This is a genomic window from Streptomyces sp. NPDC007205, from assembly GCF_040634095.1.
Taxonomy (GTDB): domain Bacteria; phylum Actinomycetota; class Actinomycetes; order Streptomycetales; family Streptomycetaceae; genus Streptomyces.
The window spans coordinates 141,383-166,302 of record NZ_JBEYEW010000001.1 but is presented as its reverse complement, the minus strand read 5'-3'; the positions used below and the strand labels follow the sequence as shown (position 1 = coordinate 166,302).

General features: G+C 72.4%; 22 protein-coding genes. 11 read left to right on the top strand and 11 right to left on the bottom strand.

The window, feature by feature from the left end:
• Together ABZ624_RS00735 and ABZ624_RS00730 are read right to left on the bottom strand one after the other, a co-directional pair.
• The gene (locus ABZ624_RS00735; RefSeq protein ID WP_360081403.1) at positions 1-1,350 is read right to left on the bottom strand and encodes an N-acylneuraminate cytidylyltransferase; all 1,350 of its coding nucleotides are present in this window, start codon (positions 1,348-1,350) and stop codon (positions 1-3) included.
• Between the two features lie 22 nt (positions 1,351-1,372).
• A complete protein-coding gene (locus tag ABZ624_RS00730; protein WP_360081402.1) occupies positions 1,373-2,686 on the bottom strand; it encodes a DUF6716 putative glycosyltransferase in 1,314 nt (437 codons plus the stop codon).
• A gap of 198 nt (positions 2,687-2,884) precedes the next feature.
• Between ABZ624_RS00730 and ABZ624_RS00725 the strand changes: the two genes are divergently transcribed.
• From ABZ624_RS00725 to ABZ624_RS00715, 3 genes are all read left to right on the top strand, one after another.
• Complete coding sequence (locus ABZ624_RS00725) at positions 2,885-3,862, top strand: glycosyltransferase family 2 protein (protein ID WP_360081401.1); 978 nt, start codon at positions 2,885-2,887, stop codon at positions 3,860-3,862.
• Complete coding sequence (locus ABZ624_RS00720; protein WP_360081400.1) at positions 3,859-5,193, top strand: alpha-2,8-polysialyltransferase family protein; 1,335 nt, start codon at positions 3,859-3,861, stop codon at positions 5,191-5,193. The genes ABZ624_RS00725 and ABZ624_RS00720 overlap by 4 nt, the downstream gene beginning before the upstream one ends.
• A gap of 82 nt (positions 5,194-5,275) precedes the next feature.
• Positions 5,276-6,424, top strand: coding sequence for an acyltransferase (locus ABZ624_RS00715; protein WP_360081399.1), 1,149 nt, complete (start codon positions 5,276-5,278; stop codon positions 6,422-6,424).
• Between the two features lie 47 nt (positions 6,425-6,471).
• On the opposite strand, the gene ABZ624_RS00710 is transcribed toward ABZ624_RS00715, so the two are convergent.
• The gene (locus ABZ624_RS00710) at positions 6,472-7,122 is read right to left on the bottom strand and encodes a TetR/AcrR family transcriptional regulator C-terminal domain-containing protein (protein WP_360081398.1); all 651 of its coding nucleotides are present in this window, start codon (positions 7,120-7,122) and stop codon (positions 6,472-6,474) included.
• 65 nt (positions 7,123-7,187) lie between these two features.
• On the opposite strand from ABZ624_RS00710, the gene ABZ624_RS00705 reads away from it, so the two are divergent.
• A complete protein-coding gene (locus ABZ624_RS00705) occupies positions 7,188-8,567 on the top strand; it encodes an FAD-dependent monooxygenase (protein WP_360082115.1) in 1,380 nt (459 codons plus the stop codon).
• Positions 8,568-8,585: 18 nt separating this feature from the next.
• Here ABZ624_RS00705 and leuE read toward each other — a convergent pair whose 3' ends face one another.
• The gene (gene leuE, locus ABZ624_RS00700) at positions 8,586-9,236 is read right to left on the bottom strand and encodes a leucine efflux protein LeuE (protein WP_360081397.1); all 651 of its coding nucleotides are present in this window, start codon (positions 9,234-9,236) and stop codon (positions 8,586-8,588) included.
• A 125-nt stretch (positions 9,237-9,361) separates the two neighbouring features.
• Complete coding sequence (locus ABZ624_RS00695; protein ID WP_360081396.1) at positions 9,362-10,942, bottom strand: methylmalonyl-CoA mutase family protein; 1,581 nt, start codon at positions 10,940-10,942, stop codon at positions 9,362-9,364.
• A gap of 80 nt (positions 10,943-11,022) precedes the next feature.
• On the opposite strand from ABZ624_RS00695, the gene ABZ624_RS00690 reads away from it, so the two are divergent.
• Complete coding sequence (locus ABZ624_RS00690; protein ID WP_360081395.1) at positions 11,023-11,919, top strand: L,D-transpeptidase family protein; 897 nt, start codon at positions 11,023-11,025, stop codon at positions 11,917-11,919.
• A 212-nt stretch (positions 11,920-12,131) separates the two neighbouring features.
• Here the strand turns inward: ABZ624_RS00690 and ABZ624_RS00685 are convergent, their stop codons facing one another.
• From ABZ624_RS00685 to ABZ624_RS00675, 3 genes are all read right to left on the bottom strand, one after another.
• Positions 12,132-13,226: a hypothetical protein gene (locus tag ABZ624_RS00685; protein WP_360081394.1), complete on the bottom strand. Its 1,095-nt coding sequence runs from the start codon at positions 13,224-13,226 to the stop codon at positions 12,132-12,134.
• On the bottom strand, positions 13,226-13,888 hold the full coding sequence (locus tag ABZ624_RS00680) for an RNA polymerase sigma factor (RefSeq protein WP_360081393.1): 663 nt from the start codon (positions 13,886-13,888) through the stop codon (positions 13,226-13,228). The genes ABZ624_RS00685 and ABZ624_RS00680 overlap by 1 nt, the downstream gene beginning before the upstream one ends.
• 303 nt (positions 13,889-14,191) lie before the next feature.
• Entirely contained in the window at positions 14,192-15,415 is a 1,224-nt protein-coding gene (locus ABZ624_RS00675; RefSeq protein ID WP_360081392.1) for a hypothetical protein, read from the bottom strand.
• 284 nt (positions 15,416-15,699) lie between these two features.
• On the opposite strand from ABZ624_RS00675, the gene ABZ624_RS00670 reads away from it, so the two are divergent.
• The 6 genes from ABZ624_RS00670 to ABZ624_RS00645 all read left to right on the top strand — a co-directional run bounded on the left by ABZ624_RS00670 (position 15,700) and on the right by ABZ624_RS00645 (position 22,954).
• On the top strand, positions 15,700-16,914 hold the full coding sequence (locus ABZ624_RS00670) for an MFS transporter (protein WP_360082113.1): 1,215 nt from the start codon (positions 15,700-15,702) through the stop codon (positions 16,912-16,914).
• Between the two features lie 111 nt (positions 16,915-17,025).
• Positions 17,026-17,349 carry a 2Fe-2S iron-sulfur cluster-binding protein gene (locus ABZ624_RS00665; RefSeq protein ID WP_360081391.1) on the top strand — a complete coding sequence of 108 codons (324 nt, stop codon included), beginning with the start codon at positions 17,026-17,028 and terminating at the stop codon, positions 17,347-17,349.
• A gap of 83 nt (positions 17,350-17,432) precedes the next feature.
• Positions 17,433-18,209, top strand: a complete 777-nt coding sequence (locus ABZ624_RS00660) for a 2OG-Fe dioxygenase family protein (protein WP_360081390.1) — start codon at positions 17,433-17,435, stop codon at positions 18,207-18,209.
• A gap of 10 nt (positions 18,210-18,219) precedes the next feature.
• The gene (locus ABZ624_RS00655; protein ID WP_360081389.1) at positions 18,220-19,092 is read left to right on the top strand and encodes a sugar phosphate isomerase/epimerase family protein; all 873 of its coding nucleotides are present in this window, start codon (positions 18,220-18,222) and stop codon (positions 19,090-19,092) included.
• A complete protein-coding gene (locus ABZ624_RS00650; protein ID WP_360081388.1) occupies positions 19,089-20,447 on the top strand; it encodes a hypothetical protein in 1,359 nt (452 codons plus the stop codon). Before ABZ624_RS00655 ends, ABZ624_RS00650 begins: the two co-directional genes overlap by 4 nt.
• Entirely contained in the window at positions 20,444-22,954 is a 2,511-nt protein-coding gene (locus tag ABZ624_RS00645; RefSeq protein ID WP_360081387.1) for an ATP-grasp domain-containing protein, read from the top strand. Before ABZ624_RS00650 ends, ABZ624_RS00645 begins: the two co-directional genes overlap by 4 nt.
• Positions 22,955-23,006: 52 nt before the next feature.
• Here ABZ624_RS00645 and ABZ624_RS00640 read toward each other — a convergent pair whose 3' ends face one another.
• From ABZ624_RS00640 to ABZ624_RS00630, 3 genes are all read right to left on the bottom strand, one after another.
• Entirely contained in the window at positions 23,007-23,630 is a 624-nt protein-coding gene (locus ABZ624_RS00640; protein ID WP_360082111.1) for an RNA polymerase sigma factor, read from the bottom strand.
• Positions 23,631-23,797: 167 nt separating this feature from the next.
• A complete protein-coding gene (locus ABZ624_RS00635; RefSeq protein ID WP_360081386.1) occupies positions 23,798-24,184 on the bottom strand; it encodes a hypothetical protein in 387 nt (128 codons plus the stop codon).
• A gap of 136 nt (positions 24,185-24,320) precedes the next feature.
• A complete protein-coding gene (locus ABZ624_RS00630) occupies positions 24,321-24,884 on the bottom strand; it encodes a hypothetical protein (protein ID WP_360081385.1) in 564 nt (187 codons plus the stop codon).
• Positions 24,885-24,920 lie beyond the last annotated feature (36 nt).

Genomic DNA, 24,920 nt, shown 5'->3' with positions numbered 1-24,920 from the left:
TTACTTGGGGAGGGAATCGAGAGAGGGGCCGAGGATCCAGCTGGCGATCTCTCGGATCGCGCCGTCACCGCCGGGGACGGTGGTGACCGCGCGTGCGGCGCCGCGTACGACGTCGTGGGCGCTCGCGACCGCCACGGGCCAGCCGACGAGGGCGAAGCACGGCAGGTCGTTGACGTCGTTGCCGACGTAGAGCACGCGCTCCGGCGCGATGCCCTGCTCCTCGCACCACTGCTTCAGGGCGAGGTCCTTGCGGTCGACGCCGTGCAGCACCGGGAGCTTCAGCTTCCGGGCGCGGGCGGCGACCACAGGGTTCTGCTCCGTGGACAGGATCAGCATCTTCAGGCCGCTCCTGCGCAGGGCCGCGATGCCCAGTCCGTCGCCGCGGTGCACGGAGACGAACTCCCGTCCTTCGGAGTCGATCAGCACCCGGTCGTCGGTCTGGGTGCCGTCGAAGTCCAGTACGACCGCGTCGATGTCGTCGGCGGTCGGCAGCGAACCGGGGCGGTCCGCGTCGAAGAGGGGCGCCAGGGCCCGAGCACGCGCCAGGTCGTGCGGGTCGTCGATCTCCAGGACCCGGGCGGGGTCGGTGCGGACGAGTTCCGTACGGCCGAAGAAGCGGTGCTGGTGCTTGCGGAAGCCGGCCGCGTCCATCGCGTAGGCGGCGCCGGTCTCCAGGAAGTCCTGGGGGCGGTCCTGGCGGCGCGGGCGGTAGGACTTGTCGTGGTTGACGCCGTGGCCCGAGGCGGTCGGCGCGGGAACGGCATGGCCGCCGCCCGCCGCCGCGGCCACCGGGGCCGTGCCCGGCCCGGGTGCCGGACCCGCCGTGCCGGTGGCGCCCTCCGTTGCCGCCCGGCCGTGCGCGGTGAGTTCGTCGACCGCGTCCCGCCAGACGAATCCATGGAACGGCGCGACCGTCAGCGCGGTGTCCGCACCGCCTTCGATCACCGCCGACGCGACGCCGTCGATGTCCTCGCGGACGAGGAACGGGCTGGTGCACTGCACGAGCAGGACGACGTCGACCGCCGCGCCGTGCAGGGCCTCGTGGGCGTCCATGGCGTGCAGGACCGCGGCCTCGGAGGTCGCCGTGTCCCCGGCGATGGCGGCCGGGCGCAGCACGATCTCGGCGCCGGCCTCGCGGGCGGCGGCGGCGACGGCCTGGTCGTCGGTGGAGACGACGACGTCGGTCACCAGCCGGGTCGCCCGGCACTCGCGCACCGCGCGCGCCACCAGCGGGATGCCGCCGACGGGCGCGAGGTTCTTCGCGGGCACGCCCTTGGAGCCGCCGCGCGCGGGGATCACCGCGAGCACCCGGCGCATCGTCGCGCCTCGGCCCGCTTCCGGGTTGGACATGGGATCTACTCCTTGCATGAGGTCACAGCTCCCCCATCCGGCGGATCACCGGGGCGACCCGCTGCACGCCGTGGCGGTAGGCGCCACGCGCGGCGCGGCGGACGATCTGGCGGACCGGTCCGGGCTCCTTGTCGGCGGCGGGCGCGCCGGGCAGCGGGACGCCGTCGGGGCCGAGGTGGTGCCGGGCGAGGATGCCGGGCAGATAGCCGGGCGCGGTCTCGGGGGTGTAGTAGGGGGTCAGGGGCGGCAGGCCGCCGGGGCGGTCCAGCAGCTCGGCGATGCGTTCGCGGGCACTGTCGAAGGCCGTGCCGTACGTGCCGTCGGCCGCCACCCCCTGCCGGGCGACCCACTCCGCGTCGGCCACCGGCCGGTGTCCGGCGTCGAGCTGGTCCCAGGAGGCGAGGCAGCCGGAGCCGGTGAAGTGGTGGTTGCCGAGCACCTCGCGCACGCCCAGGTCGGTCAGGATCACCGTGGGGATACGGCGGTGCAGGGCCTCCAGGGCGGCCGTGGAGCTGACCGTGACCAGCAGGTCGGTGCGGTCCAAGACCTCGCCCATGTGGCCGTACACCAGCCGGAAGTTGGCGGGCAGGTCCTTGCCCTGGGCCAGCTTCTGGTACGGCAACTCCTCGATGTGGGTGGTGTGTTCGCCCGGCTTGGAGCGCAGCTTCAGCAGTACTTCGCGCTCGGGGTGCCTGCGGGCGTGCCCGATGAGCCGGTCCAGCAGGTACGTCCGGTCCTTGCGGCTGTCGGGGACGGACGGCTGGGCGGCGAACACCACGGTGCAGGGCTCGTGTTCACCGGTGTACGGCGCCCCGCCGAGGAAGGGCAGCGCGACCTCGGTGACCGAGGAGGAGTCGGCGCCCACCCCCTCGTACACGGCCCGGAACCGGTCCGCGTCGTGCCGGGAGTTGGCGAGGACGAGGTCCGCGCCGTGCCGCAGCAGCAGCCCGTCGGCGAGCTTCTCGTAGACGACACCGACGTACCCGGTGACGACGACAGGACGCGTGCCGTTGCCCGCCCAGGTGGCGCGCAGCCCGTGCAGCATCGCCTGGACGCCGCCGCCGACCAGGGCCAGGACGAGGATGTCGTACGACGATTCGCCCATGGCGCGCAGGAACTCGGCGCCGGTGACCTCGCGGAGTGAGTCCGCCCTGACGCCGATCTCCTTCAGCTGGCGGGCTGTCGGGGTGGCGCGTCCCCGCAGGAGGTAGCCGTCGAGCCGGATCCCGGCATCGGCGGGGGCGAGGCGCTGCGCGGTGAGCGCGCCCCACTTCCACCGGGTGTCGGAATCGGCGAGGACCGCGATCCGCAGGGACTTCGTAGCACTTGCTGGCACGCCGAAGACGCTAGGAAGCCATTCCGAGGTCCCGCCCAACCGGAACGCAACAAACGGTTAACAGCACATCGCCGAATGGCGAATCGGGCCGTGAAGGCGCGCGGAAAAAGCCCGGTTCACAGCTTCGCCATGTGTCGTTCACCCAGCATCAAGCGGACGGTCAAGACGAATGACGGGCTTCGCCCTAACGTCCCTGACGTGGTCAAGCTCTCCGTCATCGTGCCGTTCTACAACGTGCAGCAATACGCGCCCGACACGCTCAGGAGCCTCAAGGCGAACGCGCGTGAGGACTTCGAATTCATTCTCGTCGACGACTGTTCCCGCGACGGGACACCAGAGATTCTCGCGCGCGCGGAGCGCGAGCTGCCCGGGGCCGTGTACGTCCGGCACGAGCGGAACGGGGGGCTGGCGACCGCCCGCAACACCGGTATCGACCGGGCGCGCGGCGCGTACCTCACCTTCCTGGACGGCGACGACTGGCTCGCCCCCGGCTACTTCCCGCAAGCCGTTTCTGCCATGGAGGAGTTGGGTTGCGACTTCATCCGCACCGACCATGTGCAGTGCACCGCACGGTCGCGTACGGTCAACCGGGTGCCCGTCGGCCGGCGGAACGTGGTGCTGGACCCGCGGGAGGCGATCCTGCCCGCCGACCGGTCGACGTCCGTGGACTACGCGTACGCGTGGGCGGGTTTCTACCACCGCCGGCTCGTGGACAAGGGGCTGCTGCACTTCACCGACGGGCTGCGCACGGCCGAGGACCGGCCCTGGATCTGGAAGTTGCACCGGGAGGCGGAATCCTTCGCCGCGGTGAGTCTGCTCGGTGTGTTCTACCGGCGCGGAGTCGCCTCCTCGCTCACCCAGATCGGTGACGTCCGGCAGCTCGATTTCATTCGCGCGTTCGATCAGGTCATCGCGGAAACCGCGCAGGACCGGGATGCCGACCAGTTGCTCCCGAAGGCCGTCCGTACCTATTGCGCCATCATTTCCCATCATCTGGGATCCATCGAAAGGTTCGAGCCCGCGGTGGCGAAGAAACTGAAATCCATGAGTGCCGCCGCCCTGCGGCGCATGCCGCAGGACGTGCTGGACGAGGCGCTGGACTCCATGGACCTCCAGCGCGCCACCAAGCTGCGCCGGCTGCGCCGCCGTCCCGCCCCCGCGGGGGCCGCCGCGTGACCACCCAGATCTTCCAGGCGTCGACGCTGTACGGCACGGCCACGCTCGCCGCCGCCCTGGACTCCGGCTGTTTCCGCCCGGCCGACCGGCGGATCCTGCTGGTCTGCAACAACGCGGCCACGCCCGAGACCACCCCCGCGCTGGACGCGGCGCCCGGCTTCGAGAAGCTGCGCGACCGCTTCGACGACGTGATCTCGTACAACGAGACCCTCTTCCCGTTCCACCCGGGCGGCTGGGCACCCCGCGGGGACGATCTGCCGCTCTGGGAGCGGTTCCTGCGCCACGAGTGGCAACTCGGCTCCGATGGGGTGGAGTTGGCCGTCGAGTCGATCCAGGTCAACCCGTCGCTGGCGCTCGCGCAGATCTTCACCGGAGCCCCGGTGACGGTGTACGCCGACGGCCTGATGAGCTACGGCCCCACCCGCAACAAGATCGACCCGCTGGTGGGCACCCGCGTGGACCGGGTGCTGCACCTGGACCTGGTGCCGGGCCTGAAGCCGATGCTGCTCACCGAGTTCGGCGTGCCGGGTGAGATCGTGCCGACGGCCGCCTTCCTCAAGGTGCTCACCGAACTGGCGCCGTCCGGAGGCGAGTTGCCGGAGGCCGGGGAGCCCGCGCTGCTGCTCGGCCAGTACCTCTCGGCGCTGGACATCCTCACCGCCGAGCAGGAGGAGAACCTGCATGTGCGCATGCTGAAGGGCGCGGTGGCGCTCGGCCACACCACGGTGGTGTTCAAGCCGCACCCGTCCGCCCCGGCCCACTTCACCCGCTCGCTGGCGCAGGAGGCGGAGAAACTGCAGGTCGAGCTGATCGTGCTCGACACGCCGGTCCTCGCCGAGGTGCTGTACCAGCGGATGCGTCCCGCGCTGGTCGTAGGCTGCTTCTCCACCGCCCTGCTCACGGCACAGGCGCTGTACGGCCTCCCCGTCGCCCGGATCGGCACCGAGGTGCTGCTGGAGCGGCTGGCGCCGTACGAGAACAGCAACCGGGTCCCGGTGACCATCGTGGACGCGCTGCTGCCCGACCTCCGCGACCGTGGCGCCGTCACCGAGCAGCGCTCCGGCATGGACGTCGAGGCGCTCGGCGCGCTGGTCCGCGCGGTGGGCTTCGCGATGCAGCCGAAGATCTACCCGGGGCTGCGCCCGCAGGTCGAGACCTGGCTCGCGCGGCACCTGAACCCGCACACCCTGCGCTACTTCAAGCGCCGGCGCCTGTCCTCGCTGGCCCTGCCCGGCGGGGTGCCCGCCCAGCTGGCGTTCATCCCGCGCAACGCGACGGTCCGCCGGGTGGCACGGAAGGCGCGCAGTCTGCGCCGGTCGGCGCGCCGTTGACCGCCGGGGGCGGGGCCGCACGCGCGGCCGGGGAGCCATCAGCAGCTGGACCTCGTGACCGAACCAGGAAGGAACACCCCACATGGCTGCTTCACGCCCCGGCCTTACCGCCGAACCCGGCCCCCTCATATCCCGGGTCATACCCCGGGCGGCCCCCGTCCCGCCGGGCTCCGGCGGGCCCCAGGGCCGCCTGCTCGCCCTGGACGGTCTGCGGCTCGTCGCCGCGCTGATGGTCTGTCTCTACCACTACGCCGGCCGCGGCGGCCCGGTCTCCGCGTCCTGGCACGGGAGCCCGGCCCAGCTCTTCCCGGCCCTGTCCCGGGCGGCCGTCTACGGCAATTTCGGCGTGCAGTTCTTCTTCGTGATCAGCGGTTTCGTGATCTGCATGAGCAGTTGGGGCCGCACCCTCGGCGACTTCTTCCGCTCCCGCATCGCGCGCCTGTACCCCGCGTACTGGGTCGCACTGGTCCTGATCACGGGGGCGTCCCTCGCGCTGCCCGTCGTGGTCCACCCGGTCCGGCTGGACGAGTTCCTCGTCAACCTCACCATGCTGCAGCAGCCGATGGGCGCGACCCGCGTCCTCGGCGTGTGCTGGACGCTCTGGGTGGAGGTGCGCTTCTACGCCCTCTTCGCCCTGCTCGTCGTCCTGCGCGGGGTCACCTACCGCCGGGTCGTGCTGTTCGCCTGCGTCTGGACACTGGCGGCCGTCCTGTGCCACTCGTCCGGCAACGAGCTGCTGAACCAGGTGGTCATGCCCGAGTACGCCCCCTTCTTCATCGGCGGCCTGGCGCTGTACCTGATCCACCGCTTCGGCAGCGACCTGCTGGCGTGGGGCATCGTCGCGATGTCCTGGCTGCTCGCCCAGAGCGAGGCCACCGGCGGGTTGTGGGGCCCGCACCCGCACCGTGACCCCTACGTCGTCATCCTGATCGTCACCGTCGCCTTCGCGGCCGTCGCCGCGGTGGCGGTGGGCTGGACACGGTGGGCCTCCTGGCGCTGGCTGGTCACGGCCGGCGCGCTGACGTACCCGTTCTACCTGGTCCATGAACACCTGGGCTGGTTCGTCATCCGGGTGCTGCACCGGGGCCTCGGCCTGCCCGCGTGGCCGACGCTGATCGTGACCGTCCTGGGCATGCTGCTGCTGGCGTGGCTGATCCACCGGTTCGTGGAGAAGCCGTTCGGGCCGCGTCTGAAGCGGGCGCTGAAGGGGCGGGGGCAGCTCGGGGCCTAGGCCGACCGCTCGATGTCTGGGCCGACCGCTCGGGCCCGGCCGCCCGCTCAGCTGATCCCGTACCGCGCCCCGATGCCCGCGATCACCAGTGCGAGACCTTCCTCGAACTGTTCGTCGTAGCCGTCGAAGAGCAGCTGTCCGACCTCCGCGGCGAGCGGGTACCCGGCCATCCGCCGGGCGCGTTCCCCGACGTCGTACCCCTCCCGGCGCTCGCCCGGGAGGGGTACGACGCCCTGCTCCTCGGTGACGAAACCGATGGTGTACGCGCTCGCCGTACGGCCCGCCTGGACCGCCTGGGCAAGGGTGAAGCCGGCGTCCGTGAGCAGGCGCAGGTTCGCCTCCAGCTCGGCGGCGTGGTCCGTGCCCGTGAAGCGTGAGCCGCTGTACACCTTCGCCCCGTCGCGGTAGCCGAGCAGCGCGGCCCGCAGTCCGCGGTTCATCTTCAGCAGTCGCTCCTGCCAGGTGTCGGCGGCGTCGAGCGCGACGCCGGCGACCGTCCGCCGGTACATCTCCGTCGCCATCTCGTCCAGCAGCGCCTGCTTGTCCTTGAAGTGCCAGTACAGCGCGGGCGCCTTGACGTCCAGTTCCCTGGCGATGGCGCGCAGGGTCAGGCCGTCCAGACCGACCTCGTTCAGCAGGCGCAGCGCGGTGTCGGCGACGCGTCGGCGATCCAGGGGGGCGCGTTTCTCGGGGCTCACACTTGACAGCTTAACAGCGTTAAGGGCACGCTCATGGGCGACGGCACTTAACAGCGTTAAGGAGAATCGTGATGGATGTCCTGATCGTGGGCGCGGGCCCGACCGGTCTGGCCCTCGGCATCGACCTCGCGCGGCGCGGGGTGGCGGCGCTGGTGGTGGAGCGGGCCGAGGGCCTGTTCCCCGGCTCGCGTGGCAAGGGGCTCCAGCCGCGCACCCTGGAGGTCTTCGACGACCTGGGCGTGCTGGAGGCGATCCGGGCGGCAGGCGGTCCGTACCCGGCCCGGATGATCTGGAGGGACGGTGAACGCGTCGGCGAACAGTCGATGTTCGAGCCGGTGGAGACGGACGAGGGCGCGCCGGACACCGAGCCGCTGATGGTCGCGCAGTGGCGGACCCAGGAGGTGCTGTACGGGCGGCTGACCGAGCTGGGCGGGAAGGTCTCCTTCGGGCGCGAGGTGACCGGCGTCGCGCAGGACGCGGACGGCGTGACCGTGCGGTTCGCCGACGGTACGACCGCCCGTGCGCGGTACGTCGTCGCCGCCGACGGCGGCCGGTCGGTCGTCCGGCGCGCGCTGGGCGTCGGCATGACCGGGGAGACGGTCGACCCGGCGCGGTTCCTGGTGGCGGACATACGGCTGACGGGCCTGGACCGCGACCACTGGCACACCTTCCCGGGCGCCGACGACACCGGCGTCGCCCTGTGCCCGCTCGCCGGCACGGACGACTTCCAGCTGCAGGCGCGCCTCGCGCAGGGCACGGAGCCCGACCTGTCCCTGGACGGCGTCCGCAAGCTGGTGGCGGCGTACACCCACCTGGACGCCGAGGACGTCGGCCAACTGCGCTGGGCCTCGGACTTCCGGCCGCGCACCGGCCTCGCGGACCGGTTCCGGGTGGGCCGGGTGTTCCTCGCGGGCGACGCGGCGCACCTCCACTCCCCGGCCGGCGGGCAGGGCCTGAACACCAGCGTCCAGGACGCCTACAACCTGGGCTGGAAGCTGGGCGCGGTGCTGCGCGGCGGGGCGCCGGACTCTCTGCTGGACAGCTACGAGGAGGAGCGCCGGTCGAACGCGGCGGCCATGCTGGACCTGTCGACGGGCGTGCACCGCGGCGAGGTACGGCGCGGAAAGGCGACGGTGCAACTGGGGCTCGGCTACCGGGAGTCGTCGCTGAGCGTGGAGACCCGTGTGGACCCCACCGGTGTCCGCGCGGGCGACCGCGCCCCGGACGGCACGGTGTCCGGCGTCCGCCTCTTCGACGCGTTCCGTGGGCCGCACTGGACGCTGCTGGGCGCGGAGACCTCCGGCGTCGCCGGCGTGCGGGCGCTGCCGGCGGCGTCGGAGTCGTACGGCCCGGGTGTCTTCCTGGTCCGCCCGGACGGGTATGTGGGCTGGGCGGGCGACGCGGCGGACGGGTTCGAGGCCTACCTGGCCGAGGTGGGCCTCTGACGCCGCCTCCGGGCTGCCCTACGCGCTGGCCAGCGTCAGCTTCACGGCGAAGCCCAGGAACAGCGCACCGGCCGCCGAAGTGGCCGTCGCGGACAGCCGCTTGCGCCGCCGGAAGGCCGCAGCGAGCTGCGTCCCGCTGAATATCAGCGCGCTGAGATAGAGGAAGCTGGCCAGCTGGGCGAAGGCGCCGAGGACGACGAAGGACAGGGCCGGGTAGGCGTAGTGCGGGTCGACGAACTGCACGAAGAAGGCGACGAAGAACAGGATCGCCTTGGGATTGAAGAGGCTCACGACGAACGCGCGCCGGAAGGGCCGCTCGTCAGGGGCGGAGGCGGGCGCGGTGTCCTCGGCGGCCTTCTCTCTCCGTGTCCGCCACATCTGCCAGGCGGCCCGCAGCATGCCGATCGCGAGCCAGGTCAGATATCCGGCACCGGCGTACTTCACGATCCCGAACAGCACGGCGTTGGCCTTGAGCAGCGAGGCGACCCCGGCGGCGGACAGCGTCATCAGCACGGTGTCCCCGCACCAGACCCCGGCGGCGGCTGTGTATCCGGCCCGGACTCCGCGGCGGGCGGCGACGGAGAGGACGTAGAGGGAGTTGGGGCCGGGCAGCAGGACGATGAGGACCAGGCCTGCGAGGTAGGTGGGGAGGTCGATGACACCGAACATGGGAAGGAGTGTCGCACGGGGGTACGACAGTCAGCCGTCGGGTCGGGGTACTCGCCGAGCGACCTCGGTCAGCGTCGGCTGTCTCCCTCCGGTGCACCCCTGGGCAGCGTCCGAAGGGGGGACGCTCAGAACGCATCGCTGGGCACGTAACTCCCCCACACCTCGCGCAGCGCCCCGCACACCTCCCCCACGGTCGCCCGCCCCCGCAGCGCCTCCCTCATCGGATACAGCACGTTGTCCTCCCCCTCCGCCGCCTTCCGCAACGCGTCCAGCGCCGCGTCCACCGCCCCCTGGTCCCGCTCGGTCCGCAGCTTCTCCAGCCGCTCCGCCTGCCGGGCCTCGATGGCGGGGTCCACCCGCAGGGGCTCGTACGGCTCCTCCTCGTCCAGCTGGAAGCGGTTCACGCCGACGACCACCCGCTCACCGGAGTCCGTCTCCTGGGCGATCCGGTAGGCGTTCTGCTCGATCTCGGCCTTCTGGAAGCCCCGCTCGATCGCAGCGACCGCCCCGCCGAGGTCCTCGACCCGCCGCATCAGATCGACGGCCGCCTCCTCGACGTCGTCCGTCATCCGCTCGACCGCGTAGGAGCCCGCGAAGGGGTCCACCGTCGCCGTCACGTCGGTCTCATGGGCCAGGACCTGCTGGGTACGGAGAGCCAGCCGCGCGCTCTTGTCCGTCGGCAGCGCGATCGCCTCGTCGAAGGAGTTGGTGTGCAGGGACTGGGTGCCGCCGAGGACCGCCGCCAGGGCCTGGACGGCGACCCGGACCAGGTTCACCTCCGGCTGCTGGGCCGTCAGCTGGACCCCGGCCGTCTGGGTGTGGAAGCGGAGCATCAGGGACTTCGGGTTCCGGGCGCCGAACTCATCCCGCATGACCCGCGCCCAGATCCTGCGCGCGGCGCGGAACTTGGCGACCTCCTCCAGCAACGTCGTACGGGCCACGAAGAAGAAGGACAGGCGGGGCGCGAAGTCGTCCACGGACATCCCCGCCGCCACCGCCGTACGGACGTACTCGATGCCGTCCGCCAGGGTGAACGCGATCTCCTGGACGGGTGACGCGCCCGCCTCGGCCATGTGGTAGCCGGAGATCGAGATCGTGTTCCACTTCGGGATCTCGGCGGTGCAGTACTTGAAGATGTCCGCGGTCAGGCGCAGGGAGGGCTTCGGCGGGAAGATGTACGTCCCGCGCGCGATGTACTCCTTCAGCACGTCGTTCTGGATCGTGCCCGTCAGCTGGTCGGCCCGTACGCCCTGCTCCTCCGCCACCAGTTGGTAGAGCAGGAGCAGCAGAGCCGCCGGCGCGTTGATCGTCATCGACGTCGAGACCTGGCCGAGCGGGATGCCGTCGAACAGCACCCGCATGTCCTCGATCGAGTCGACGGCCACGCCCACCTTGCCGACCTCGCCGTGTGCGAGGGGCGCGTCGGAGTCGTGGCCCATCTGGGTGGGCAGGTCGAAGGCGACCGAGAGGCCCGTGGTGCCGTGGGCGATCAGCTGCCGGTAGCGGGCGTTGGACTCGGCGGCCGTCCCGAACCCGGCGTACTGGCGCATGGTCCAGGGGCGGCCGGTGTACATGGTCGGGTAGACCCCGCGGGTGAACGGGTACGTGCCCGGTTCGCCCAGTTTTCCGGCTGGGTCCCAGCCCTGGAGGGCCCCCGGTCCGTAGACCGGCTCGACCGGCAGCCCCGACTCCGACTCACGCGCCATGGATGCCTCCGCAGTACGTCCTGTCACCCCTCACCATGCCCCGTCGTTCGGCGGCGGTCACGCGGGGAAGCATCCCCGGCATGAGGATCTCGCGAAGACCGGCCGCCGTACTCACCTCGGCCGCCACCCTTACCGCGTTCACCGCCCTGTGCGGCTGCACCGTGCAGCCCCCGGACACCGATGGCAAACCCAGGGCACCGGTGCATGTCCAGCCCCCGGAACAGACCACCGCGCACACCTTCGGGCAGACACCGGGGCAGACACCCGGACAGCCCCCTGTGAGTGGGCCGGCGAATCCCACCCGGACGGCCCAGCAGTCACCGGCCGTACCGGCCGCGCCCCCGCCCCGGGTGCTGTGGTCGCGCGGCGACAGCGGGCCGGGCGTGCGGGAGCTGCAGGCGCGGCTGCGCCAGGCGGAGTGGCTGTTCGACGGGCCGACGGGGTCGTACGACGATCTGACCGAGCAGGCCGTCAGGGGCTTCCAGGGCAAGCGCGGGCTGCCGCAGACCGGGCGGACCGACTCCGTCACCTGGGAGCGGCTGGTGCGGATGACCCGTGCGCCCGGCACCTGGGAGCTGTACCGGATGGGCGGCCAGCCGGCCGGTGCGCCCGACCCGCGCTGTATGACCGGGCGTGTCCTGTGCATCGACAAGACGACGCGGACACTGCGCTGGCTGGTCGACGGCCGGACGCTGTCGACGACGGCGGTGCGGTTCGGGTCGCAGTACACGCCGACCCGGGAGGGTGTCTTCCACGTCTACTGGAAGGCACGGCACTGGGTGTCCACGCTCTACCACTCGCCGATGCCGTACGCGATGTTCTTCAGCGGCGGCCAGGCCGTGCACTACTCGTACGACTTCGCGGCACGCGGGTACGCGGGCGGCTCGCACGGGTGCGTGAACGTCCGGGACGAGACGGCGATCGCCCAGTTGTTCGCTCAGGTGCGGGTGGGCGACAAGGTCGTCGTCCACTGGTGAAACCGGTGACGACCGAGGTGCGGGACTGCGGGGCGCGGGCGGGACCGGGGGAACGTGCCCCGCCCGCGCCAGGTGCACGAGCCGTGGGTACGGGGGGAACCCCGGCTCAGTGCGACGGCCGATGACCAGTCGGCTCACTCAGTACTGCGTCCGGGGCTCCGAAAACGTCACACCTTGCGCGAAGAAATTTCCGCGAAGTACGAAACTGCAGGTCAGGGGTGGTGAGACGGGGTCGGCTTCGGGGCGGGAAGGGACCCGGCGCCGTCGCCGAGCCGGGCCGTGGCGCCGGCCCCGCGCTTGCCGGGGTGACCGCCGCCGCCCTGGCCGGGGTGACCGGGGCGACCTCGGCCGGGGTCGTCGTCGCCCCCGCCCTTGTCCTTGCCGCCGCCCTTGCCCGCGCCCTTGGTCTTTCCGTCGCCCCCGCCGTTGCCCTTGGCCTTGCCGCTGTCACCGCTCCCGTCGCCCTTGCCGCCGCTCTTCGTGCCGTCGGCCAGGTCGGCGGCGGACAAGACGAGTTTGCAGTACTGGCTGACGCGTGCGCTGCCGCCCGCCAGGTTCTCCAGCGTGCGCCGGCGGCCGGCCTCCAGTCCCCTGCCGTCCCGGAGGTCCCGGCAGGCCGCGGCCGCGTCCTTCCACCGGCGGCCGGGGGTACCGGAGAGTTCACCGGCGCCCGGGGCGTGGCTGCTTCCGGTGCGGTCGTCCGGTCCGGTGGCCTCGCCGGAGGCGCCGCCGCGGTGCGCTCCCGGACCCTGCGTCGTGCCCGGGGTGCCCTCGGGCGGTACCGAGGCGAACGGCGCCGCGGAGGTCGCGTCGGCGGAGACGGAGGCGGCGGGGCCGTGCTCCTCGGGCCCGAACGGCGTGCGCAGCATCCCGCTCCCGGCGGCCATGGCGACGCCGCCGAGCGTGCCCGCGGTCACCACGGCGGCGAGCGCCAGGCGCACCGGGCGGCCCCAGCGGGGGCCGCGGGCCGGGGTTCCGGTACGGCCCCGGGCACCGATGCGGATCAGGCCCGCGTCGGCACCGGGCACGGCCCGGCGGGAGGTGCCGGCCGCGCGGCCAGGGGCGGGGACGGGGACGGCCCGTTCGGCCGCGGTGGCCTCGCGGGCCTTGCGGAACGCGGCCAGGGCGGCCTGCTCACCGGGGAGTTCGCCGGTGGCCGGGGCCGCCTCCGCGGCGAGCGCGCCGAGCGCCCGGGAGAGGCGTTCGGCCTGGTCACGGGCGGAGGCGTCGACGGCTTCCAGCGACTCACCGCGCAGCAGACGTTCCGCCGTCCCACGGTTCAGCCACTTGTCCTGCTCGTCGGCCATCACATGTCCTTCTGCGTCCGCGCACGCGTATGCGTCACAGTTGCGGACGACACCGCGCGACCGCGCGGTTCTCGCTGGGGTGGGAGCGCGTCGAGCACGCCCACCGATTCCGGATCCTCGCCGAGCAGCTCCGCGAGCCGCTTCAGACCGCGGTGCGCCGCGGTGCGCACGGCACCGGCGCGTTTGCCGAGGGTCTCGGCGGCGCTCTTGGCGTCGAGGCCGACGACGACCCGCAGGACGACCGCCTCGGCCTGGTCCTGCGGGAGCCGTGCGATGAGGGAGAGGGTGCTGTCGGTGGCCAGGGCCTCCATGGCCTCGCCGGCCGTGTCGGACTCGGCGGCCCGGCCGGTCAGCTCCGTCTCGTCGCCGCCTATGGCGGGGCGGCGGCCGCGCATGCGTATGTGGTCCAGAGCACGGTTGCGGGCGATCCGCGCGGCCCAGCCGCGGAACCGGTCGGCGTCTCCGCTGAACCGGTCCAGGTCGCGGGCGATCTGCAGCCAGGCCTCGGACGCGACGTCCTCGGCGTCCGGATCCCCGACCAGTGTCCGCACGTATCCGAGCAGCCGTGGCTGCACGGAGCGGTACACCGTACGGAACGCGGTCTCGTCTCCGTCCTGTGCCGCACGCACCGCGGCGGTCAGCTCCGCGTCGTCCCCCAGCACCGCACTCCCTTTACGCCCGTTTGCCGGTCGGCGCGAAAGGCACGTTACGGCGTCAAACCGCTCCTCGTCCATGTCCGTAGAAGATGCAACTAACTCGTGACCGGGTGCGGATGTGCGCAGGGTGAGGGCCGGCGGGGCCGGGGTGTGACAGAAAACGCACTCCTGGCGCTGTATCAAGTACGGGCCGCGCGCGGCCCGTCCGCGCGACGGCCGGGGCCTCTCCTGTGGGGGGTGGCGGCCCCGGCCGTTCGCTCAGCACGGGGTGCACCGGGTGACGAGGATTACTTCTCCCCCAGCGGCGGGTCACGCGGCGACCGTCACGCTGGAGCGGAACCACTCCGCACAGTCCGCCAGCCGGGCCCTGACCTCGGCGGCGTCCGGGCCGACCACGACGATGTCGCCGGCCCGGTCGAAGGACTTGACCACGGGCCCGACCAGGTCGCCCGGGCCCTTGGTGACGGCGGCGGCCACGACGCCCCGCCGCCGCAGCAACTGTTCTCCGCCGGGTATCGACACCACCCGGCCCGCCGGAGCAGTGAGGAAGGCCCAGCCCAGGGACGCGTCACTCGGTGTTCCGGCCTCCGGCGGCGTGCTGCCGAGCACCGCGGCGGCCCAGTGCCGGTGGAGGTCGGCCCCGGTGGCGCGGCGCGTCACCTCGTCGATACGTCCGCCGCCGACCCTGCCGCCGCACTCGCCGAACACCAGGGACCCGTCGGACTGTTCGAAGACCTCCAGGTGGAACACCCCGTCCGAGTGCCCCAGGGCGGCCAGTGCGCGGCCGGTCAGAGCGCCCGCCCGGGAGTAGAGCCCGGGCTCCTCCTCGGGGGTGACCCGGACGGATCCCACCAGGGCCCCGGAATGTACGTCGATCACGTTGCGGAGGTACCGCGAGGCGCTCAGCACCAGGGTGCGGCCGTCCCGGACGACACCGTCCAGGTGCAGCTCGGCGCCGGGGACGAACTCCTCGACCAGCCAGGGGCCCTGGCCCGCCGAGGCGGCCCAACGATCCGCCTCCGCCTCCGAGTCGAGGCGGACGGTGTTCCGCGCCCCGGCGCCGGCCTGCGGCTTGACCACCACCGGAAACCCTCCCGCGTGCCGCGCCGCCGAAGCGACGTCCCGGGGAGTCCCCGCGATCCCGCAGCGGGCGGTCGCGATCCCGGCCGCACTGATCCGCCGCTTCTGCACGTACTTGTCGCGCAGGGCGACGGCCACATCGAGCGGCAGCGCCCGGACGCCACCGAGCGCGCCGACGGCCGCGGCGGTCGTCAGGGAGTACTCCTGGCCGCTCGTCACCAGGTCGAAGCCGCCGGGGGAAAGCCCGGCCCGCGCCAGCGCGAACAGGACGTCCTCGGTACTTCCGGCCTCGCCGGCGACGAGGACCTCCGCGCCGGCCGCGCCCCGGGCCCGGTCCGCGTCGCTCGCACTCACCACGCACGTGACCGAGCAGTCCTCCGCCCGGAGAGCATCGATCGCCAGCGGCTTCCAGCCGACCAGAAGGGCGTGGGGCGGGGGCGCGGTGCGGGACAAGGGAATCTCCGGGGCAGCAGTGTTCTGGACGTGCCGAATTCTCTGGCCTGAAACCCCGGCGGTCAATGGTGGCAAGCCTCACCAGACAGCCGTTCCAAGCGGCTATAGGGCTTAACGGACAGGTTCACGATGTTGTTTCAGATCACTCTTGTCAGTGACCGGGACGTCCGTTACGGTGAAGGTGATCATGATGAATAAGGCGCGGTTCGGGGGAATTCGTGCACGTGAGAAGTCTTGCGCGGGTCGTGACTTCGGTCACACCCACGAAGCGTGGCAGCCGCATCATGGTGGGCGGAGCGCTGGTCGACTCGTTCGGCAACGGGCTCTTCATGGCCGCTTCGACGCTGTATTTCGTGGGCGTCGTGAAATTCCCTGCAGCCCATGTCGCGGCTGTGCTATCAATAGCCGCCGTATTCGGTCTCGCCAGCCCGCTGCCGCTGGGTCATGTCGCTGATCGTTATGGTGCGGTACGTATTTATCTCGTACTCATGTGCATTCGCTCGGCGGGGTACGCGGCATACGCTTTCGTTCATGAATTCTCCGGTTATGCCGTGCTCACCTGCCTGCTGTGCGCGGCCGACCGGGCCTGTTCCCCGCTGCTCCAGGTGATCGTCTCGAACGTGGCCGGTGACGAGGAGCGGACCCGCGCCCTGGCGTCCATCCGCGCGGTACGCAACGCCGGCCTCACGGCCGGCCTGCTCGCCGCGGGTGTGGCACTCGGCCTCGACGTGCCGTTCGCCTTCCAGGCCGTGTTCCTGGTGAACGCGGCGTCGTTCCTGGTGATCGCCGGGATGGCCCGGTGGGCGGTACGGGTCGCCCGCGTGGCCGCGGGGCCGGCCCCCGTAGCCGACAGGGCCGCGGTCCAGGCGCCGTACCGCAACGTACGGTTCCTGGTGTTCACCGCGGCCAACAGTGTCCTTTCGCTGTACGACTCGCTGCTCCTGGTCCTGCTGCCGGTCTGGATCGTGCAGCGGACCGGCCTACCGCACGCCTGGCTGTCCGTCCTGCTCGCCGTCAACACGGTTCTCACGATCCTGTTGCAGGCGTACGTGCACCGCTTCGCCACCACGGTCCGAGGCTCCCTGCGGCTGCTGAGGGTGACGGCGGTGGCGCTCTGCCTCAGCTGCGGGCTGTTCGCCCTGGCCGAGGAAGTGCCACGGTGGGTGGCGCTCGGGCCGGCCGCTGCCGCGGTCGTCGCCCTCACCCTGGGGGAGAACCTCCACTCGGTGGCGAGCTGGGAACTGTCCTTCGCCCTGGCGCCGGAGGCCGCCCGGGCCCGCTATCTGGCGACCTTCAGCATGGGTATGACGGGCCAGCGCATCATCGGCCCGGCGCTGCTGGTCGGTGTGTTGTTGCCGCTGCACCTGTGGGCGTGGGGGGTGGTGGCGGCCCTCTTCGCCGCCGCGACCGCCGTCGCCGTGTGGTCGGGCCGCCCCCCGGCGCTGCCTGCGCCCAGAAGCACCACCGGCACCGCTGACGCGGCGGCACGCCAGGAGTGATCCGGGCCGCACGCCCGGTCCGTACCCCACCCCGCTTTCCCTCCTACCAGCAGCATCCGACTCTCCGGAAAACATCCGATCCTTCGAACAGAGAGCACACACCCTCACGCCATGCCTCAGATCACCTTCGTCCATCCCGATGGCCTGCGCTCCGTCGTGGACGCACCCGCCGGCACGACCGTCATGGACGTGGCGGTGGACGACGCGATCGACGGAATCGTCGGTCAGTGCGGCGGCCGCCTGGTCTGCGCGACCTGCCACGTCTTTGTCGAGGAGGTCGACGGGGCACCCCTGCCGGAACTCGGCGCCGACGAGGACGACCTGCTCGACTACACCGCCGAGGCACGCCGCCCGAACAGCCGTCTGGGCTGCCGGCTGACCATCGGCGAAGACCTCGCGGGCCTCGTCGTACGCGTCCCGGAGAGCCAGACCTGAACCCGCGCGCGGTTCTTACCCGGCGACCGCCGTGAGGACGGCGTCTGCCGCGATCACCGCCCGTCCGCGAGAGCTAAGGAACCATGACCACGACACCTGTGAGAGCACTCACCGCGCCGGCCCGGACCGACAGCCCGGACCGCGGGGCCGGGTTCCCGGAAGCCCCGTTCCTGCACCTCCCGCCGGCCTTCATCGAGGAAGCCCTCGACGCCGTGCCGCGCGAGGCCGCGCACCGGTTCACGGACTCCTGGAACGACCTGCCGGCGGACGCGTACCTCGGCACCGACAGCCCCTACCGGTACCGGCGCTACGACGCGTTCCGCTTCGTCGGCACCGATCTGGAACGACTGCCCCGACGCCCCTTCGTCCAGGACCGCGCGGTGAACGGGCTCGTCGGCGGAGTACCCCGGACGTTCGCCCCGCTCCACCCGGCCGTGGCCGAGGGCCCCGCCCTCCGAGCCGTCGTACGGGCCTTCAGGGGCCTCCTCCCGGCCGGTGACCGGGACGCCTCCGACACCTGCGGCGTCCACCAGATCCGCGTGGTCGCCCGCACCGACGCGGCCGGCGACCCCGCCCCGGAGGGCGTCCACCAGGACGGCCACCACTACGTCGGACAGGTACTCATCCGCCGCGAGGGCGTGCACGGTGCCGAGTCCCGCCTGTACGACCTCGACCGCCGGCAGATCCACCAGGCCCGGCTCACCGAACCCTTCGAGTCGATCCTGCTGGACGACCGCCGGGTGTTCCACGACGTCTCACCGGTCACCACCTCTCCCGGAGCCGGCACCGGCGTCCGCGACATGCTCCTCATCGACTTCTTCTCCCGTACCGAACCGACGAAAGAGACCTCCCGTGACTGATACCGCCCCCGTGACCGCTCCCACCCGCCCGCGCATCGGTTTCTCCACCAACATCTGGGACAACCCCGCCGAGATCGTGGAGCACCTCGAATTCCTCGCCGGGCATTTCACCGACATCGAGTTCGAGATCGCCGAGGAGGCGCAGGAGGTCCTCTTCGGAGCCGACGGACCCGAGTACGAGCGGATCGTCGACGGGATGCGCCACGTCATCGACAAGCACGGACTGGACGTGTCGGTGCACGCCGCGTGGTACGGCCCGCACACCGACCTGGTCTCCCCCGACGAGCGGGAGCGCGCGGAGTCCATCAGCTACCTGCGCCGGGCCGTCCACCTCGCGGCGGACCTGAATGTGCAGCGCGTGACATACCACCCCGGCTACATGTCCCGCCGGCCCAACGACGTGCTCCTCGACGTGCTGCGCTCCTCGCTGGACCGCGTCCAGCCGCTGCTCTCCCGCACCGGTGTGCAGCTCTGCATCGAGAACATGGGCGCCAACCGCCCCCGCTACGTGGTGTTCTCCCCGGAGGAGCACGTCGAGCTGTGCCGGAGCACCGGCACCTGGATGACCCTGGACGTACCCCACCTCGCCACCGTCCACCTTCCGCGCGGCGACTACGACGAGGCGCTGGCCATGGTCGCCCCGTACGTCCGCACGGCCCACATCGCGGACATCAAGGGCGCCGACCACACCCACATCCCCATCGGCGAGGGCGACTTCGACCTGTGGGGGTCGCTGGAGACGCTCGGCACCTACGGCTTCGACGGCGCCGCCGTCGTCGAGGAGTTCGCCAAGGGTTACCAGCCGGAGCAGTACCTGGAGGCCGCCCTTGACTTCCGCCGCCGCTGGGACGCCGAGGGCGCCCGCCTGCGGGGCGAGGGATGACCACATCGCCGGCCGTCGCTGATCCGGTCCCCCGCCCGCCGCGGACCCGTCCCCGCGAGCACGTGGCCGAACTGCTGGGAGGCATACGGGCGGACGAGGACCGGATCGCGGCCACGGTCAACCTGGCCGCCTTCGAGAACGTGCTCTCCCGTACGGCCACGGCGGCCCTGCACGGACCGCTGGCCAACCGGTACCTCATCGGGTACGAACGGGAGCGCCGCGGACTGGACCCGCTGCTGCGCTCCGGGCTGCTCACGGCCGCGTATCCCGGGGTCGACCGGCTGGAGCGGGAAGCGGTCAGAACCGCCCGCGCCCTGCTGGGCGCCGATTGGGTGGACTTCCGGCCGCTGTCGGGACTGCACGCCACGATGTCGGTGTTCGCGCTCCTGACCGCTCCGGGCGCCCTGGTGTACTCCATCGCGCCCGAGAACGGCGGCCACTTCGCCACCCGGCCCCTGCTGGAGTCGATGGGCCGCCGCTCCGCGTACCTGCCGTGGTCCGTGGAAGCCGGAACCGTCGACATGGCCGGCTTCTCCGCCCTCTGGCGGCGGGACCCGGGCGCGATGGTCTTCCTCGACCACGGCGTGCCGCTCGTACCGCTGCCGGTCCAAGACCTCCGCGCGGCCGTCGGCACCCGCGCGCTGCTGGTCTACGACGCCTCGCACACACTGGGCCTGGTCGCGGGCGGAGCGTTCCAGGACCCGCTCGGCGAGGGCTGCGACATCGTCCAGGGCAACACGCACAAGAGTTTCCCCGGCGCGCACAAGGGCCTTGTCGCATTCGCCGACGCCGGCACCGGCCAGGACTTCTCCGACCGCATGGGCCAGGCGCTGATCTCCTCCCAGCAGACCGGCCCGACCCTCGCCAACTACATCACCACTCTGGAGATGGGCGTCCACGCCGCCGCGTACGCCCGGCAGATGCTGTCGAACCGGGAGGCGCTCGCCACGGCACTGCGGGAGGAAGGCTTCAGCCTGTTCCGCCCGCCGGATGCCGCCCGGGAGAGTCAGAGCCACGTACTGCTGCTCGAAGCCCCGGACCGGCCGGGCCGCACCGGCGGCTACGCACTCGCCGGCCGGCTCGTGCGGGCCGGACTGGCCCTGAACGCACGTCCCGTCGAAGGACGGGTGATGCTTCGGCTGGGTGTCCAGGAGGTCACCCGCCGCGGCATGCGGGAAGCGGAGATGGCCCACCTGGCCGAGCTCATGGCGCGGGCCGCGCACGCCGGCCCGGCGGACGGGACGGCCGACGGCCCGCCCGGCGGGGTCGCTGCGCGGGTGGCCGCGCTCGCCGGATCGTTCTCCTCCGTGGCCTACGGATTCGACGACACGGACACGACGGAGATGACGAGATGACCACACCCGACACGGTGTTCTTCCTCGGCAACGCCCGGTACGGCGAGTTCGAGCCGCTGCGCGCGTCCGGCCTGCGGGTCGGTCTGATCCGCGATGTCCGCGCCCGGGGCTGGTGCGCCGACGACGAAGCCTTCGACACGGTCTTGCCATGGGACCCCGAAGAGGGTGCCGAGGGCCTGGCAGCCCTCGCCGGACGGCTCCGTGAGGAGCCCGCGGCCTGCGTGCTCAACCTCCGGGAGGCGTACGTCGAGCCGTACGCGAGGCTCCTCGCCGTACTCGGCCTGCCCGCGCTGCCGGTGGACGAGGTCGCCGCGCTGCGCTCGAAGGAACTGATGCGGCGGCTCTTCACCGAGCGGATCGGGGAGGACAGCACCGGCCGCTTCGGCCGGGCCGGATCGGCGGCCGACGTCGTGGACTTCGGCGAGCGGAACGGCTGGCCCGTGGTGGTGAAACCGGCGGCGCTCTACTCCAGCCTGTTCGTGCTCACCGTACCGGGACCCGAGGCCGCGGCCGAGGTCTTCGAACAGGTCCGGCAGGGCGTCGCCGAGCACGTCCGGGCCAAGGGCATGCCGGAGCGGTTCACCGCCCTCCAGGTCGAGGAGTTCCTGTCGGGGAGTAACCACTCGGTGGACCTGGTCGTCGACCGCGACGGCACACCGTGGCCGAGCCCCGTCGTCGACGTCCTGACCGGCGCCGACCTCGGCGGTGATGACTTTCACCACTTCGCCCGGTTCGCACCGAGCCGCGCCGACGGGGAGAACCAGCAGCGGATGACCGGGCTCGCGGTCGATGCCGTCCGGGCCATGGGCCTGCGGCTGTGCGCCGCGCATGTCGAGTTCATCCTCACCCCGCAGGGCCCCCGGCTGCTGGAGGTGGGCATCCGGCCGGGCGGCCACCGCGCCCGGGTCCTCCACCAGGCCCACGGCATCTCGTTCATGGACGCCTACGCCGCGGTGCTGCGCGGCGAGGAGCCGGACCTGACGCCCCGGTACGACCGGCCCTTCGGCATCGTCACACCGTTCGCCCGGGACACCGGCGTCTTCACCGGCCTGCGTGGCTTCGACCGCGTGACCTCCCTGCCCACCTACGCCGGGCACAGCCTCTACCACGCACCGGGTGCGACCGCCGGGACCGCGGCACACGGGCACTGGCAGATCCTGTCGGCCGAGCTGTCGGCCGAAAGACCCGCCGACCTCCTGCGCGACATCACGGCGGTGTGGCAGCTGTCCGACCTGGTGCAGACCCGCCCGTCCGAGGGGCGGAAGGTGCCGTCGGCGGGCCGACCGCACCTCCTGATCGTCGGCGGCAAGGACTCCGGGTTCCGTTCGATCGCCGACCTGGACGTGCGGATCACACTCCTCCAGGAACGCGCCAACCTCAGCGAGCTCCAGGAGCGGCGCGCCGACGGCCTGTTCGTCGTCGAGCAGCTGGACCCCGCGTGGGCACGGACCATGGCCGGGTCCCTGCACCGCGGGGAGGCCCCCTTCGACGCCGTGCTGTCCTTCGCCGAGCAGCACCTGCTCACCGCATCGCTGATCGGTGAGGACCTCGGCATCGCGCACAACCCGGTCCGGGCCGTACGGCACAGCCGGGACAAGGGCCTGATGCGCGACCTGCTGGCCGCACACGGACTGCCGACGGTACGCCACCGGGTGTGCGCGGACGCCGGTGAAGCGGCCGCCTTCCAGCGCGAGCTCGGCACCCCTGTGGTGCTCAAACCGGCCGACGGCTCCGGCAGCCGCGGTGTGACCCTCGCCCGTACCCCGGCGGAGGCCGCCGAAGGCTGGCACCGGGCCGGGAACACGGCGGCCACGGTGATCGCGGAGGAGTACGTCACCGGGCAGGAACTGAGCGTCGAGACACTCACCCTGGACGGCACCCACCACGTGGTCGCGGTCACTGAGAAACTGACCTCGGGCGCCCCCTCGTTCGTGGAGACCGGGCACCAGATGCCGGCCGCCCTCGAACCGGCCGTGGCACAGTCGGTCGCGGACACGGCCGGCGCGCTGCTCACCGCCCTGGGACACCGCTGGGGGCCGGCCCACACCGAGGTCATGCTCCGGGCCGACGGCTCACTCGCCGTCATCGAGACCCAGACGCGCTTCGGCGGGGACCAGATATGGGAGATGGTCGAACTCGTCACCGGCGTACGGCTGGCCGCCGCCACCGCGGCCGGGCTCCTCGGCATCGAGACCCCCGCCCTCCCCGCCTCGGCCGGTGGCGCCGCCATCCGGTTCTTCGCGCACGAGGACGTCGTACTGAGAGGCGTCGAAGGGGTCGAGGAGGCCCGGAAGCTGCCCGGCGTGGTCGAGGTGAGGGCCACCGTGCGGCCCGGCCTGCGGCTCGGCCCGCTCACCGGTTCCGGCAGCCGCCAGGGCTATGTGCTGGCGGTCGGCGAGACCCGGCAGGAGGCGGTCACCCGGGCCGAAGCGGCCCACGCGGCCGTCCGCTTCGATGTGCGGGACGGAGGCGACGAGGCGGTCCGCGACGCCCCCCGCCCCGCATGACGTAGTCCTCTTCCCAGAGGTCTCACGTGCCGAATCGCCGCCGCGACGCCGTTCACGCATGCCCGTTCCGGTGCTCGTCCGCCGCGCCCTCGTCCAGCCCGACCCCGGCGCCCAGACTCCGGGCGAGGCGCTTCAGCCCGCGGTGCGCGGCGCTGCGGACGGCGCCGGGGCGCTTGCCGAGGACGCGCGCGGCGGCCGGGCCGTCGAGGCCGACGACCACCCGCAGCAGCACCGCCTCGGCCTGGTCGCGCGGCAGCCCGCACACCAGCTCCAGCGCCCGCTGCGTGGACAGCGACTCCAGGGCCTCGTCATGGGTGCTGTGCCGGCCGGGCAGCTCCAGCACGTCCTGTTCCAGCGGCGCGGCCCGGGGCCGTACCCGCCGGCGGCGCAACTGGTCGAGGGCGCGGTGCCGGGCGATGGTCGCGGTCCAGCCGCGGAAGCCGGCGCCGTCGCCCTGGAACCGGCCGAGGTCGCGGGCGATCTGCAGCCAGGCGTCGGCGGCCACGTCCTCCGCGTCCTCGCCGACGAGACCATGGAGATAGCCCAGCAGAGCGGGCTGCACGATCCGGTAGGCCACCGCGAAGGCGGTCTCGTCGCCCTGCTGGGCGCGCGCGACGGCCTCGCCCAGCTCCCGGTCCCGCGGCTGCGGGCGTCGGGGTTCCCCTCCCTGGCCCAAGACGTCCTCGTTCGTGCCGAGTTCATGGCCACTGCGTGGCTCGTCCCTCACGGTCCGACACGCTCCGGCCGTGTCCCCGCCCTCCACGATGATCTGCGCCGTGCCGCACAGAAGTGTCACAGCCGGGCGGTTCCTCCCGGCTGCCGGTGCCGTGCGGCCCCGGCCGGTCAGCGGGAGCCCGTCGCGTCCCGGCACAGCAGGCGCAGCGAGCCGTGGCCGCCGTAGACGCGCCGGGCCTCGTCGATGGGGTCCCAGAGCTTGCCGTCGGGGGTGCGCACCCAGTGGTCGCCGCCGGTCGCCCACCACTCGGCGCCGGTCTGGCGGACGATCACCTCACCGGCGTAGGCACCGAAGCCGCGCAGCACGCTCTCGACGGCGGCGTACGGCGGCCCCTCACGGCTTATCTCCTCGATCATCCGGTCGACCCGCCACAGGCTCTGCGCCGAGTAGTCGAGCCGTACCCGGGCGCCCTCGCGCATCGTCGCCACGGTGTCCGCGGCCCACCGCACGGGCTTCGCGGCGGCGGGCGGCCTGGTGTCCTGCTGTGCTGTCACGTACGAGGCTGTCACATACGGAAAAGCGATCCGCTCCGCTTCGGCGTCACCGGGTTCCGGGGCGTTTCACCAACCGTCGCGGAACCGGCTCAGGCCCACCGCAGGATGCTCACAGGACTCGCGCAGCCAGGGCGTTTCAGCCGCTGGACTCGCTGCGCGCCCGCCGTGACACCACCGCCCGCAGCACCCGCCGCCCCTCGATCGACAGGTCCAGCGCGCGGCGAAGGCCGTGCGGGCCGTGTTCGGCCAGAAGTTCCAGCACCGCGGTCTGCCGGCGCAGCTCCGCCGCGACCAGCGGAGGCAGGTCAGCCGTGTCTCCCGCGCGCCCGGCATCCAGGCCGTCCGCCACCGGCGTACCGTCCGCCGCAGGATCCAGCAGCCGATGTATGCGCAGCGAGGCGACCGAGCAGGCGTCGGCCCAGGGCCGCACCGCGTCGGCGGTGCACTCGGCCGGGGCCGCCTGCAGCATGCGGCGGACCAGCCGCGCGGCCTCGTCGTCGGCGGGCTCCTCCGCGCCGTGCGCCCCGCGGGCCTTCTCCAGGCCCGCGGCCCAGCCGGAACCGTCGGCCAGGCTCGCCCACAGGGGCCGCAGCAACTCGTCGTCGGCGCCGAGCAGAGGCAGGCACCGGTCCAGACAAGCCAACCCGCTGGCGGCCAGTCCACGTTCGTCGGCCTGTGCGATCAGTTCCACCAGGCTCATGAAATGTCTCCCTCACCAGGGCGCCGCCCCATACGG